We start from the raw sequence: 12,648 nt of genomic DNA, 5'->3' as shown, positions 1-12,648 counted from the left end.
CTGGGGTAGGGCTGTGTGCGTGGTTATGCGGGCGCGCCCGGTCAGGCCTGATGGCGCACCTGCGGTCCAACGCCGAGGATACCCGCCACTTTACGGGCCGCGGATTCCCAGCCTGGCAGGTGATCCCGAGCAGCAAGTGCAGCAGCCCGCCACTCTGAACGCTCTACTGGGTCCGATAGCCATCTGCCGAGCGCCGCGGCGAGCGCCTCCGCCTCACCGCTTTCCCCGCCGGGAAGGTCAACGGCGGCTCCCGGCAGGACCGTCCCGGCGCCTATCGCCAGCGCGTCCACAGCACCGGTGCCGGCCCGAACAATCACCGGGATTCCGCAGGCCAGGGATTCCAACACCACCAGACCGAACGCTTCAGCCCGGGAAACGAGCACGCTCAGGTCGCTCCGATGCCATTCGGCCGCCAGGGCTTGTCCGGCGAGTTGGCCGGTCAGCCGAATCCGGCCATCCAATCCGTGCGAGCTTATGGCTGTCCGGACCTCCGCGGCGTAGGCGGAATCGGCGTCGTCCGTGCCCACCAGGGAGGCAGTCCATTCCAGATCATGCAGCTTAGCGAGAGCTTCCACCAGCAGTAACTGGGACTTGTTAGGCAGCAGCGCGGCTACCGAAATGATGTGGACCGGGTCTGAACCGGCAGCAACCGGCGCGGTATCGGTGCCCGGGAGTGCCACGTTTGCGGTGATGCCGTGCCGTTTCCTGACGTGATCCGCAGCAGACGCACTGGTGCAGATCACGCCGGCGGCGGCCTGCATTGCGCGCCGTTCTCCCTCGGCATGTCCCGGAAAGGGCATGTGGAGCAGGACCCACGCAGCGTGCCCGGCAGCCGCCGCTGCTTCCAGTTCGTCAGGGGCACCGCACGCGATGAGCCCGTCAACCACGGTGACCGCCGCTGACGTGAGCCCCGGCGCCGGTTCACCTTCTTCCAGCAGGGTCCCCAGGCGCCGTCGTTCAGTTATCCCGGCGTCCGGCCAGTCCCCGCCCACAGCAAGAACCTCAACGCTGATGCCCAGGCTCTGAAGCCCTTCGGCGAGTCGCGCGTTGTAGACATTCCCGCCTGAGTTGTGGCGGATGTTGCCGGGGACCAGGAGTCTGACACCCACGGTCAGGCGGACAGGTCCAGGGCGTAGGACGCCCACGCGTCAGGATTTTCACGCAGGGTGACGTCGATTCCGGCAAGCTCGCGGCCGTCAGCGTCGTCCTTGATCCTGCCGGCAACAGTCCGGGCGATGTACTCGGCCAGCGCCTCGGTGGTGCTGAGTTTGCCGGCAAAGTCCGGGTGCTCATCCAGATTGGTGTAGTTGAGCCCTGCCAGGACCTCTTCGAGGATGCCGCCGGCGGCTCCGATGTCAAGCACAATCGCGTCCTCGTTCAAAGCACGACGCCGGAACGTCACCTCCGCGACGAAAGTGGCCCCGTGCAGGGCCTGGGCCGGGCCGAAAACCTCGCGCGGGAGGCTGTGGGCGATCATGAAGTGGCGGCGGATGGTGAGGCTGAACACGGGCTACGTCCTGTCTTGGGAGCTGGTTATTGCAGTGTGGTTACCGGGTGCTGCACCGTCATTACCGGGTACGGCACCGTCATCATCGGGGTACTCGATCACGTGGCACAGCGCTTCAAGTCTGCCGTCGGACAGGTTCTGCACCACGTCCGGCAGGTCTGCAAACGGCGACGCGCCGGTAAGGAAGGCGTCAAAAACGGGGTCTTTCAGGAGCGAAACCGCCAGGCTCAGACGCTCGGCGTTGGTTCTCCGGTGCCTCCGCGCCCGGGCTACAACCCCCACCTGGCTGGCCCTGATCGACAGCCGGCGGGCATGGAAGTCTTCGCCAAGGGGCAGCGTGACCTCGCGGTTGGCATACCAGGACATCTCAATGACGTCGGCTTCGTCGCCGGCCAGTTGCAGGCTGCGTGCCAATCCTTCCTGCGACGCAGAGCAGTGGAAGACGATGTCGCAGTCCGCTGCGGCATCATCCGGGTGGGCAAATTCCACGCCCAGCTGGTCCGCCAGCTGTTTCCGTTCAGGATCCAGATCCACCAGCTGCAAACGGGCTAACGGGAACGTCCGCAAGAGGGTGGCCACCATTCCGCCCACCAGCCCGGCACCGACAACCGCAATCCTGTCCCCGAGCCGGGGGCCGGCTTCCCAGAGTGCGTTGATGGCTGTTTCCACGGTGCCGGTGAGCACGGCGCGGCGTGGGGGCACGGCGTCGGGAATCCTGGTCAGCGCCGAAGTTTCCACGATGTAGCGGTCCTGGTGGGGGTTCAGGCAGAATACCTTTTGGCCCAGCCAATCCTCCGGTCCCTGTTCGACGATGCCGACAGACAGATAACCGAACTTCACCGGAGACGGGAACGAGCCCTCCTGATGTGGGGCTCGCATGGCCTCGGCCACTCGCGGCGGGACGGAGCAGGTGTGAACCACAATTTCCGTGCCCTTGCTGATGCCGGAGTAGAGCGTGCGGACCAGGGCTTCGCCCGGTCCCGGGACAGGCAGTTCCTCTGCCCGGAGTTCACCGTGTTCCAGGCCGGTGGTCCAATATGCCGTTGCCTGATCTGTCTGAGGGGTTGGTTCATCTGGAGTAGTCATCTTGCTTATGAATCTAGTCCGCCGGAGGCTGCTGGCGGAAGTTGCGTCGATTCAACAGCAGTGAGTCAGTGGAACCGTGTTGCCCGGACAACGTTGCAGCGAGCCAAGCACGTGCTTGTTGCACCGCTCATTCACCTTGGTGCACCGCTCATTCACGAGGTGCCAACGGATCGACGGGCGACAGCTGCCCGTCGGCATATGGAGTAGCCGTCCCGGGCCAAATTGGCGGTTCCCAGTCGGGGTGTTCGCTTCGGTAGTGGCGTCCCGCCGGTGAGGTCCAGCCCGGTGGTTCATTCTTGCCGGGTTTGGTGGGGGTCCAGGCGGTGGTGTGCCGGAGGCGGTGATGACGGCGGCAGGGCTGGCCAAGATTGCTGATCCCGGTGGTGCCGCCCTTGGCCCAAGCCAGGACGTGATCGGCGTCGTTGTCCAGGGACTGGTTTGGACAGCCCGGAAACGGGCATCGACCGTCGCGGAGCCGAAGCCACCGACGCTGGGCTTTGGTGACCCGGTAACTGGTCCGGCCGATCTCCAGGGGCGCCCCATCGCGGGGGTCGATCAGGACCCGGTGGAACGACTCGGCGCCGCCGGCAATAAGTTTCCTGCCATGGAGGGCGGGACCGGCCCGTACCCGTCCAGCATCGCCGGTTCCTCCGTGACACCGAGCAGGGCCAGCACCGGGACCGTGATCAGCACCTGCGCGCGCGGCGGGGGCACATTACCGCTGGACACACTACGGCTGGGCACTCCATGTTTGCCCACGCCACGACTGGACACACCGCTGCCGGGCACGCCGGGACCGGGGTTGTCCGCAGCGGCCGCGTGATGGACAGTGCCGTCCCCGTCTGTGCCGCCGACAGCGGCATCCCCGCCCAGGAGCCAGGCCGCGGCGATGTCCGCCCGCAACTGGGTCAGTGTGCGGTCCTCACCGGGGCCCTGCAGTGCCCGGGCGGCCGCGGTGGTCCGCTGCCAGATCCCCGACGCCGTATCCGCCGGCAAATACGCCGAGCACCAGGCCATGCCGTCCCGGTCCGGAGAAAACAGCAGCTGCCGGTCCGCCACGCTCTTCGCATGCCGCGTCTCGAGACTGACCGGGTGATGCCGCTCCCGCCACGCCCGGGCCCTGGCACGGAACCGGCCAGGAACCAACTCACCCGCCGGACACCCCCGCCCCGGATTCGAAGCCTCCGGACCCAGAAAATGCGCCTCCAACGCCCCCGCTCCCGCCAGCCCCAGCCCCCCCGGCCTCATCCACCACGATCCGGGCGTGCTGCCACGAAATCGACCCGGCCTCCAGCGCGGACAACGTCAACGGTAAGGACGTGCTCAGCGCCCGGGCCTCAACCAGCAGACCCGCGGCGGCAGACTCGCGAACCGTTAGCACGCCCGCCACTTCCGCCACCAGCGACATCTCCCGCGCGGTGTGTTCCTGCGGGGATGCAGCCGGCGGACCGAGGGCTTCCAGAGCCCCGGAATACCCGGCCGCCAGATGGACCCGTACCGCAGCTACTTGGCTATCAATCAGGGATGTCACCGCCAACCCATCCAGGTAATCATCCGCCAGCACCTGCAAGGGATCAGCGCCATAATCCTCAGCGTAGGGTTCAGCAGCGGCAGATTTTGTCCCCCGCAACGCTGCAACGAGCGCATTGGCAGTCGCCGCCAAGGCCTCCGCAACCAACACCGCAGCTCCACGTTCCATAAGAAAATCATCCCGCGAGAATTGGGACTTCAGCGTCAGGTAGAACGCCTATGTGCATAACCCTTCGATTATCGGGACCACATCCTCGATCGCTCTAGGAGGGCCTCTCGGGCCGCAGGCCATCCGGCAGCCGTTTTGGGGATGTGAGCCTTGCTCCGGTACCCTAGTCAGGTTGGTGACGTGTCCGAGCGGCCGAAGGTGCAACACTCGAAATGTTGTTTGGTGTCAAAGCCAACGTGGGTTCAAATCCCACCGTCACCGCCAATGAGAAAGGCCCTGCTTGCCTTGTAAACAAAGGGAAGCAGGGCCATTTCTTTGCCTGCAAATAGGCCCCGCGGTAACGCGGCAGTAACAGAATTCCTGCAGTGCTCCGCGTCCGGCCACGCCGAGACAATGTCTCGGTCTGCGAAGGACACCCATCGGGCCAGTCGAATGGCTGGATGTGTGGGCTTAAGAGGCGGCACATAACAGGGAATGTCCGGCTCCCGAACGCGGGCCTCCAAAGAAGCCCGATTGGACACCGTGATCCAAAGATGGCGACAGGGCAGCCATGCAAAGGCGCCAACAGTCGACGGAGTGCTACTCGCTGGCTACAGCTACTGGTTCTTTATCTCCTCGACAAACTCCTGCGCAATCTGCGACATCAGGCTGAGGCCTTCTTCCGCAGTTATCACCTGCCCCGTGTTGACCCCCATGTCAACAGAAATCGTTCCGTAAAGGACCCGAAGCCCGACAAAGACGCTGTTCCCGTCGAAGGATCCCTTGGTCACGTAAGCCTTCTCTCCGATGGCCGGACCCTGGAGAAGTTGGATGGTGAACCTCTGTGGCCCGGTAACCGAGGACACCGTCTGGTCGAATGTGGCGCAGTGAACCATCAGCTCCTGACTGTAATCAAAGTCAGCTCTGGCTAGAGTCTCCCGGGGAGCGCTCCTGACATCAAAGAGGATCGTGCCGACTCCGTGTTCGCCGAGGTTGAACACTTCGCCCAGTGCGAAGTTCACAGCGGGATCCAACTGCGCCTCGTGCTGCCACGACCTGTGGAATACGTTGCACTCACCTGGATCGGTGGGGCCCAATATGGACGATGGCGATGCAGACGCTGGCGGCTGAGTCATCAAGGCATAAGACTTGCGGGCCATGGCCGTGTCCTCGGCCCTTCCGCCGTGTGGCTCCAGCACTCTGCTGCTAATCGTCATAAGTTCCTGGTCGGTGAAGACCTTCGGCAGCGTAGCGGTGGGCTCAGCTGATGGTGTGGCAATGCTGGGCGGCGCTGTCTTGATGGTGGTGCTGCCGTTGGTTGGCACAGTGTCAGCAGGCGTTTCGGATCCGCATGCCGTGAGGATCAACAGTCCTGCGACCACGGCCGCCCCGAACGCGGCCGAACGTGAGTTATTCTTCCCGGAGCTTCTGAAATCTCGATACATCTGAACCCTCTCTGGGAGATCCGTCGCCAAACCTGTTGAGCCGAAGCGCAGGGTGGGTCAGAAGTCGATGCCCTTGACGAGGGTGACCAGCTGATCCTGCGTCTGCTCGATTGTGGGACCTGTCGGGGAGACGAGGATCTGTGCGGTGAAGATGCCCATGTTTTGGCCGCGGGCCACCATGAGGGACATGTACGTGAGCGGTACATCGCTCGGGGGTCGGAGGGATTTCGATCCCCCCGCGTCCGACCGCACAATGAGGATCGCCCTGTCTCCGACGCCGTCGATGTTTTGGCCGTCCGGCACCGGCCGTGACAGCAATGATGCGCCGCCCTGATGGATTTCGATGGAGAACATGAGCGAGTCCGGTCCGGGCGTGCCCGACGCGCCAAATATGTACCGGCAGTTGCCCTCGCCCGGGAGGACCTGCGGCTGGGTTGTCGCGCCGAAGGCCTGCTTGAGCGCATCGGCGCTGACCAGTGCGCACACGGGACTATCTGTCACGGTCTGCGGACCGACTGGCGGCGCGGACGGAACGCTGGGCGCGCTCCCGTTGCCCCACCCGCCCTGGACGGCTGCCTGGGTGAGCGCGCGGGCCGTGGCGTTGCCGTCCGGGAGCGGGCGCGTGCCAGTGGGTCCCGGGACGGTGGGTGGAGGGAGCAGATAGCGGAGGTCGAGGGACTCGTTGCCCCGGACGGCTTTGAGGACCGTGTTGGCCGACGCGTTGGCCTCGCCACGGAACCACCCCGTCCACTGCATGCATGCTAAGTCGCCGATGCCCTCCACCGCCGAGCAGTCAGGGGTCTTTTTCGCCTGGGCGATCTCCGCCGCCGATGCCGGAGAGGTCAACGACACGGTAAGCACACGGCCCTTGTCCGACATACTCATGTAGCTGCACACGTAGGCCCGGCTCCCGGGCGGTTTGCCGCTCTGCCCCATTTGAGCCAGGCTCGGGTCGATCTTGGCTGCTATCTCCTGCGTGATCAGATCACAGGCCGGATTGCCAGACCTGGATGACGGCGACTGCGTCGACGACGAGGGCTGACCCTCCTGCCCACATCCCCCCAGGAGAAGCGCAAGCGCCACGGAGAGCGCGAGGCCTAATCGAGGATCACGGATCCAGTGAGCGCGCATTACTCCCCCTCAGTGTCCCAAAGCTGCCTTGTCCCACGTCAGAGGGAGGCGCTCCTGCGCTCATGCTATGGATCTGTGGGGAGTGCCAGTAGAGGCCTAGGGCCCGCTGCCATGGGCGAGGCTCAGAAACGCCGCGACGGGGAGGTCAACTGGACCAGGAGAAGTGTCCCAGCTCAGCGGGCACGGCGGATGCACGTCCAACCGAAATCCGGCACACGCCAAGCCGGCTCAACCCTCCAAAGCGAAGTAAAAGCCTGGGTCAGCGCACTCAGCGCCAAGCGCACTACAACGCAGTGACCGTCAACGGCCATATCATCGTCGGCACACCAAAGACACCTGAACGCACTTGCTCGGGCACGCCTCCGTGCGATGACGCTGGATCGGTATGCTGACCTCTTCGAGGACGACTTCGATGCAGTCGTCGCCGCCCTCCACCAGTCCGGTCCAAGCAGACTTTGCAGTAACGCCGCGGTAACGGAACATCTGCGAGCGGATGTTTGGACGCGTAATTAGACGTGGTCAGGACCCGCGGCCTTTCAAGGATTTTTGGGGTTCCGCTTAGTGCCGCGTGTGTTTATCTCGGTTCAAATCCCACCGTCACTGCCAATGAGAAAGACCCTCCTCCTCTTTACTGAGGGGGCAGGGCCCTTTGCCTTAAGCCATAAGCCCCCCCGGGGTTAATCGACAGGGCGACGTCCTCAACGCAAGTACCGGCGAGGGGACCGTTATACGGGCGTGGCAGGCAAAAGCCACCCATGTTCAAACGCCCGGCCCACGATGGAGCGGTGGCCCCTGTTCTTCCTTGGACCTGAGACGTACCCTTAGCGGAACCCCGGGCCCAGGACTGCGGGCTTGAGGACATGAGAAGGGTGAATTACGAGATGACACTCAAAGAAGAGTGGGATCGGCTTGATTCCAAAACGCGTCAGTGGCTTTTGAACAACCCGGGCTGTGTGATGGTGCCGAGAACCGTCGCTGCGACGATTAAACGGCATTCCGCCGGGCACATTGAAGTCGACGTCCATGGCCAAATGATCCTTTCACGAGAGGACCTCGATTTCATTCGGGACAAGGGGGCCGGCGGGGAGACGGAGCTGGTTAGCGAGGAATTCCGGTTCTTCGATGCGGCTCAACCCGGAGAACGCACGTAGCCTGTCGGCCGCCCATCTGCTGACAGACCCACGGCTGTCGGCCCCACGTGTGGTCGGGCCGCTGAAGTTGGCTGTTGGCCTACTTCCCTCATAATCAGCTGGGAAGTAGGCCAATCGTTGCGCCCGGAACGGCTGGGGGAGTTAGTGATCAGCCTCGGCAGCGGCCATCTTCTTGGCGTTCTTCTCGGCGTCCTTCTCGGCCCGGAGAGCCTCGGTCTCGTGTTGTTCCTCGGCCTTTTCCTTGTGGATGACCTGCGCGAAGAGCTTCTCCATCTCCTTGGCCACGCCGGCGGCCGAGGCCGGGTTCTGGCCGGTCACCAACCTGTCGTCAACTACGACCATCTCCTCAAAGACACCAGCTGAGACGTGGGTGGCGCCCTGCTCCTCCAGCCGGTCTGCCAAAAAGAACGGGATGACCTTGTCCTTCCCTGCCGCAACTTCCTCCTCGTTGGTGAAGGCGGCCACCTTCCGGCCTTCGACGAGGCGGAGCCCGTTCGCCAACTCAACATTGAGCAGCCCGGCCGGCCCGTGGCAGACCGCGCCCACCAGGCCGCCCGCGTTGTAGACGCGGGCAACAAGTTGCTGCAGACCGTCGCTGTCCGGGAAGTCCCACATGGTGCCGTGACCGCCGACGAGGTAGACGGCGTCGTACTGGTCGGGATCCACGACGTCGACGCGGGCCGTGTTGTACAACCCGGCCCGGGTGGTCTCGTCCTCCGTGAAGGCGACCTGGATGGGATCATCAGCGTCCACCTCGTCACGCGGGGGCTGGCCTCCCTTGATGGATGCAAAGTCAACGAAATGCCCGGAATCCTTGAAGACCTTCCAGGGGTGTGCTGCCTCGGCCACGTTGTAGCCGGTCTTCTCTCCCGTATCGCCGATCTCGGAAACGCTGGTCAGTACCATGAGGATTTTCTTCATGAAGTGCTCCTATCGTCCGGTCCCCACCCTACGCGCCCCAATCCTGGAGATCTCCTGCGGAGCGGTTGCCCTGGTCCCGGCGAGACGAGGACCATGGGTTCATGACTCGTCGCACAGCCCCCTTCCGGCAGGAGCAGCAGACCTCGTGATCATCCGCCGCAGCCAAGGGCCCGGCCGGCCGTCCGCGCTGCCTCCCGGCGCTGCTTCAGTCGTGCTCGACCTGCCCTTCCGGGGAAGCTGGCGGGTGGAGAACAGTCCGGCACGCCGTGTGCCGAGCCATGGTACATACGCTTTCGGGACTGCCCACGCGATCGATTTCGTGGCCGTCAATGCTGCCGGCAGGTCCGCGCCCCGAACGTGGCGCTCCCTCATCGCGGCGGAACGCCCCGAAGCGTTCGTCGGGTTCGGACAGCCCATCCTCGCTCCCCTGTCCGGGACTGTGGCAGCTGTTCTTGACGGCCAGCCAGATCATGAGGGGCGCCGTTCGCAGCTCGCGCTCGTGCCGTACATGCTGGGCCAGGCAGACCGGATCCGCCAAGGCATCGGGGCTGTGGCCGGCAATCACGTGGTGATCGCCGCAACAGCCAACGGCCCCTTCGTCCTGCTTGCGCATCTGAGGCAAGGCACGGTCCGGGTACACCCGGGACAGCAGGTGGAGGCTGGCGAGCAGATCGGAGAATGCGGGAACTCCGGTAACAGCACCGAGCCCCACGTGCATGTGCAGGTGACTGATTCGACTGACTGGCCTCGGGCTCACGCCGTGCCGATTGCGTTCCGTGGCCGGGATGGGACGGTGTGGATTCCGCAGGAGTCTGAAATCGTCAGAACCTGATCCGATCGGGCCTCCCCGTCCGTGCACCCGGGTTCTTGGCGCGATGCGACGTTCCCAGATCCAGTCCAGCCTGGCTGTCGTAAGCATCGTCCCGATCCCCCGCCGGCTCCACCGCCGTGACACAAGAATCCCTCCCAGGTAGCGTCCCGCAGGCGCCTCCGCCCGGGCCTCGGGATGATGATGTGTCTTTGCCACGCCTACGAGCTCCACGCCCACGGTGGCAACCACTACGGTCCTTGCAGGATCCGCAGCGATCATCCCGGCAGTCCAAGCCGCGCCGTCGCCCGCCAGCCGGAGCCCGGCCACTCCGGCCAGGTCACCGTCCCTTGCCTCGCGCACCAGACACGGTGGCACGGCAGCCTCCAACCCAACCGACACTACGTGCCCTCCGCGCCGGCAACCCGGAACCGGCAACCCGGGAAGCGGACCCCGGCCTCCTGCACGAACGCAGGCACAACGTCGATGCCTTCTGCATCTGCACCCAGGCTGGCCAGGAAACCGGTCCAATGACCCGGGCCGCAGCCGGCATCGAGAACCGGCCCGCGCAGCGACTTCGCCCACTGAGTTATGAGCCGCCGGTCCCGCTGGTCTGCCGTGTCCACGGACCCGAACAGGGTGGTGTACTCCGGCGCACGCCTGGCATAGGCATCACGAACCTCTGTCTGTGTCATCAGCTCTGACCCTATCCCCCGCTCCCGCCAACCTGGACCGTTGACCGTCCTCTCGGCCCGTACGTACTGTTGAGCACCATGATCCGCGCCTGCGGAGGCACCAAGGAGAACGCCATGCACCGTGAAGACAAAGGTGAAGTGCTCTGGCTGACTTCGCCCGAAGAGCAGGATTATCCCAACGCGTCCAGCTACCTTTCCCTGCTCGGTGCGGCCGAGGTGGTCGGCTCGCTCGTCGCGGCCCTCCGGGAGGCCCCTCTTGAGTACCGCAAGGCCAAGGACATCCTCAGGGCCGCCCGCTTGGAGCTGCTGCCTCCGGACAACGCCCATGTGGCTGCGGACCTGAAGAAAATCAAGGAGGGCAAGCCGCTCTCGCCCATCCTGATGGTCCGGGGCGCTTTGGCCGGCGGGATACCGGCGCAGGTAGCGGACGGCTATCATCGTGTCTGCGCCAGCTATTATACGGATGAGAATACGGACATTCCGCTCAAAATGGCCCACCTGCCCCAGTAACTGCAGCCGCGTTCACCAAGCGCCAATCACGCACGCCAGCAGAGGAGGCACGTGTCATTTCTTCAGCTTTCACTGATAGCCGCCGTCGCGCTGCTCGGCCCCTTGCTCGCGTTACCCCAGAAATGGCACCTTCCCGTAGTGCTCGGGCAACTGCTGGCGGGGATTGCGATCGGGCGGACCGGCCTGGGCCTGGTGGATTCCACCGATCCGACCTTCACCTTCGTGGCCGACGTCGGCTTCGCCCTCATCATGTTTGTCGCAGGGTCACATGTTCCCGTCCGGGATAAGGCCATCCGTCCGGCGCTCGGCGTCGGCGCCCTTCGGGCCGGCATTGCGGCGGGGCTGGCCGTCGTCATCGGGATCCTCATTGCGCTACTTTTCGGCACTGGCCATGCGCCGTTGTACGTGGTGCTGCTGGCCTCCTCGTCAGCGGCACTCGTGCTGCCCATCGTTGACTCCTTGCGCCTGTCCGGGCCCAAGGTCCTGACCACAACGGCTCAGGTGGCGATCGCCGACATCGCCTGCATCGTGGCGCTTCCGCTGGCGGTCGACCCGCCAAACGCCGGGAGGGCCGCCATGGGTGCCACTGCCCTGGCCGGTTGTGCGGCGGTGCTCTACTTTGTCCTGCGGGCTCTGGAAAACAGCGGCACGAGGGCCCGGCTGCACGAAGTTTCCGAGGACCGGAAGTTTGCCCTCGAACTGCGCATCCAGTTGGCTTTGCTGTTCGCGCTGGCAGGCCTGGCTGTTGCGGGACACGTCTCGATCATGCTGGCCGGGTTTTCCTTTGGCCTGGTGGTGGCCGCGGTCGGCGAGCCGCGACGGCTGGCTCACCAGCTCTTCGCGGTCAGCGACGGATTTCTTGGGCCGGTATTTTTCGTCTGGCTGGGGGCGTCGCTGGATTTGAGTGCCCTGGCCGGCAGCCCCCGGATGATCCTGTTAGGGGTCTGCCTGGGCGCCGGAACCTTGCTGGTGCACGGAAGCCTTCGGCTCCTGGGTCAGCCGATGTCGCTGGCTATCATGTCGGCGTCGCAACTCGGAGTTCCGGTTGCCGCGGCCACCATCGGATCACAACTGCACCTGCTGGAGCCGGGCGAAGCGGCTGCCATGATTCTGGGCGCGCTCATCAGCATCGGAGCCAGCGCCGCCGCCGGTTCCCGGGCGGCCCGGGCGTTCGGGAAAAGCAAGCCACCGGCTCCCCATGATGCAAGCCCGCAGCCGCCGAAAAACGCGGTGTAGTTCCGGGCCCCGGGCAGCTTAGAGCTTGTCCGTCTTGTCCTCGCCCCGGTGACCGCCGCCGCGAAGGTTCTCCTGGACCTTGCCGAAGAGATCCTTGATGGTGGACTCGGTGTTGGTCAGCATGTCAGGCTGCAAATAAACGTTCTGGCTGCCGGGCAGGCTGTAACTCGACTGCAGGCCGCCGCTTCCTTCCACACCGCGCAGGGCGATGGTGACCCCGCCTTCCTTCCGTGCGATGGCTGCGATCTTTCCAAAGACCAACGTGAAATCGTCCGGTTCGAAGCTGATGGTCTGCCCAACATGGGTTCGGTTGAGTTCGCTGGCCAGAACGGCTTTCTCGTTGCCAGTCCCTGCGTAGTTCATGGTGTCTCCTGAGATCGTCGGCGACTTACGCGAGCAGTGTAGCCCGCCCCTCGGACAGGGTACATAGCCGTCCACAGGCGGGAGGGGCTTGGGAGCCGGGCGTACGGCTGCGAGACT

At 64.6% G+C, this 12,648-nt stretch carries 13 protein-coding genes, 1 tRNA gene and 2 pseudogenes; 6 read left to right on the top strand and 10 right to left on the bottom strand.

What is annotated here, in order from left to right; all coding sequences use genetic code 11:
- Positions 1–41: 41 nt before the first annotated feature.
- The 4 genes and pseudogenes from PY310_RS12435 to PY310_RS12420 form a co-directional block, all read right to left on the bottom strand.
- Positions 42–1,145, bottom strand: a complete 1,104-nt coding sequence (locus PY310_RS12435) for a glycosyltransferase family 4 protein (protein ID WP_275214702.1) — start codon at positions 1,143–1,145, stop codon at positions 42–44.
- Positions 1,112–1,507 carry a 6-pyruvoyl trahydropterin synthase family protein gene (locus tag PY310_RS12430; RefSeq protein ID WP_275214701.1) on the bottom strand — a complete coding sequence of 132 codons (396 nt, stop codon included), beginning with the start codon at positions 1,505–1,507 and terminating at the stop codon, positions 1,112–1,114. Before PY310_RS12430 ends, PY310_RS12435 begins: the two co-directional genes overlap by 34 nt.
- 3 nt (positions 1,508–1,510) lie before the next feature.
- On the bottom strand, positions 1,511–2,593 hold the full coding sequence (locus PY310_RS12425) for a zinc-dependent alcohol dehydrogenase (RefSeq protein ID WP_275214700.1): 1,083 nt from the start codon (positions 2,591–2,593) through the stop codon (positions 1,511–1,513).
- A gap of 148 nt (positions 2,594–2,741) precedes the next feature.
- Positions 2,742–4,292 (bottom strand): annotated as a pseudogene (locus tag PY310_RS12420) (HNH endonuclease signature motif containing protein).
- 174 nt (positions 4,293–4,466) lie between these two features.
- Between PY310_RS12420 and PY310_RS12415 the strand changes: the two are divergent.
- Positions 4,467–4,556 (top strand) — tRNA-Ser (locus tag PY310_RS12415).
- Between the two features lie 332 nt (positions 4,557–4,888).
- Here PY310_RS12415 and PY310_RS12410 read toward each other — a convergent pair.
- Positions 4,889–5,293 carry a hypothetical protein gene (locus tag PY310_RS12410; RefSeq protein ID WP_275214699.1) on the bottom strand — a complete coding sequence of 135 codons (405 nt, stop codon included), beginning with the start codon at positions 5,291–5,293 and terminating at the stop codon, positions 4,889–4,891.
- A gap of 208 nt (positions 5,294–5,501) precedes the next feature.
- Between PY310_RS12410 and PY310_RS12405 the strand changes: the two genes are divergently transcribed.
- Complete coding sequence (locus PY310_RS12405) at positions 5,502–5,720, top strand: hypothetical protein (protein ID WP_275214698.1); 219 nt, start codon at positions 5,502–5,504, stop codon at positions 5,718–5,720.
- A 53-nt stretch (positions 5,721–5,773) separates the two neighbouring features.
- Here the strand turns inward: PY310_RS12405 and PY310_RS12400 are convergent, their stop codons facing one another.
- Positions 5,774–6,652, bottom strand: a complete 879-nt coding sequence (locus PY310_RS12400) for a hypothetical protein (RefSeq protein WP_275214697.1) — start codon at positions 6,650–6,652, stop codon at positions 5,774–5,776.
- Positions 6,653–7,728: 1,076 nt separating this feature from the next.
- Between PY310_RS12400 and PY310_RS12395 the strand changes: the two genes are divergently transcribed.
- A complete protein-coding gene (locus PY310_RS12395; protein ID WP_275214695.1) occupies positions 7,729–7,998 on the top strand; it encodes a hypothetical protein in 270 nt (89 codons plus the stop codon).
- A gap of 141 nt (positions 7,999–8,139) precedes the next feature.
- Here the strand turns inward: PY310_RS12395 and PY310_RS12390 are convergent, their stop codons facing one another.
- Positions 8,140–8,919, bottom strand: a complete 780-nt coding sequence (locus PY310_RS12390; protein ID WP_275214694.1) for a type 1 glutamine amidotransferase domain-containing protein — start codon at positions 8,917–8,919, stop codon at positions 8,140–8,142.
- Here PY310_RS12390 and PY310_RS12385 point away from each other — a divergent pair.
- A complete protein-coding gene (locus tag PY310_RS12385) occupies positions 8,918–9,751 on the top strand; it encodes a M23 family metallopeptidase (protein ID WP_342755746.1) in 834 nt (277 codons plus the stop codon). The two genes, PY310_RS12390 and PY310_RS12385, sit on opposite strands and share 2 nt — an antisense overlap.
- A gap of 54 nt (positions 9,752–9,805) precedes the next feature.
- Here the strand turns inward: PY310_RS12385 and PY310_RS21650 are convergent.
- Both PY310_RS21650 and PY310_RS12380 read right to left on the bottom strand, forming a co-directional pair.
- Positions 9,806–10,009: pseudogene (locus tag PY310_RS21650) on the bottom strand (GNAT family N-acetyltransferase); the annotation flags it as partial.
- Between the two features lie 119 nt (positions 10,010–10,128).
- A complete protein-coding gene (locus PY310_RS12380) occupies positions 10,129–10,422 on the bottom strand; it encodes a class I SAM-dependent methyltransferase (RefSeq protein ID WP_275214693.1) in 294 nt (97 codons plus the stop codon).
- Positions 10,423–10,536: 114 nt separating this feature from the next.
- Here PY310_RS12380 and PY310_RS12375 point away from each other — a divergent pair, with 114 nt between their 5' ends.
- Together PY310_RS12375 and PY310_RS12370 are read left to right on the top strand one after the other, a co-directional pair.
- Positions 10,537–10,932, top strand: a complete 396-nt coding sequence (locus tag PY310_RS12375) for a hypothetical protein (RefSeq protein WP_275214692.1) — start codon at positions 10,537–10,539, stop codon at positions 10,930–10,932.
- Positions 10,933–10,983: 51 nt separating this feature from the next.
- Positions 10,984–12,168, top strand: a complete 1,185-nt coding sequence (locus PY310_RS12370; protein WP_275214691.1) for a cation:proton antiporter — start codon at positions 10,984–10,986, stop codon at positions 12,166–12,168.
- An 18-nt stretch (positions 12,169–12,186) separates the two neighbouring features.
- Here the strand turns inward: PY310_RS12370 and PY310_RS12365 are convergent, their stop codons facing one another.
- Positions 12,187–12,531 (bottom strand): hypothetical protein, encoded by a 345-nt coding sequence (locus PY310_RS12365; protein ID WP_275214689.1) that lies wholly within the window; start codon positions 12,529–12,531, stop codon positions 12,187–12,189.
- Between the last annotated feature and the right edge of the window lie 117 nt (positions 12,532–12,648).

Source organism: Pseudarthrobacter naphthalenicus (genome assembly GCF_029076445.1).
Lineage (GTDB): Bacteria > Actinomycetota > Actinomycetes > Actinomycetales > Micrococcaceae > Arthrobacter > Arthrobacter naphthalenicus.
The sequence above is the reverse complement of the archived record's forward strand: the minus strand, read 5'-3'. Positions and strand labels throughout refer to the sequence as shown.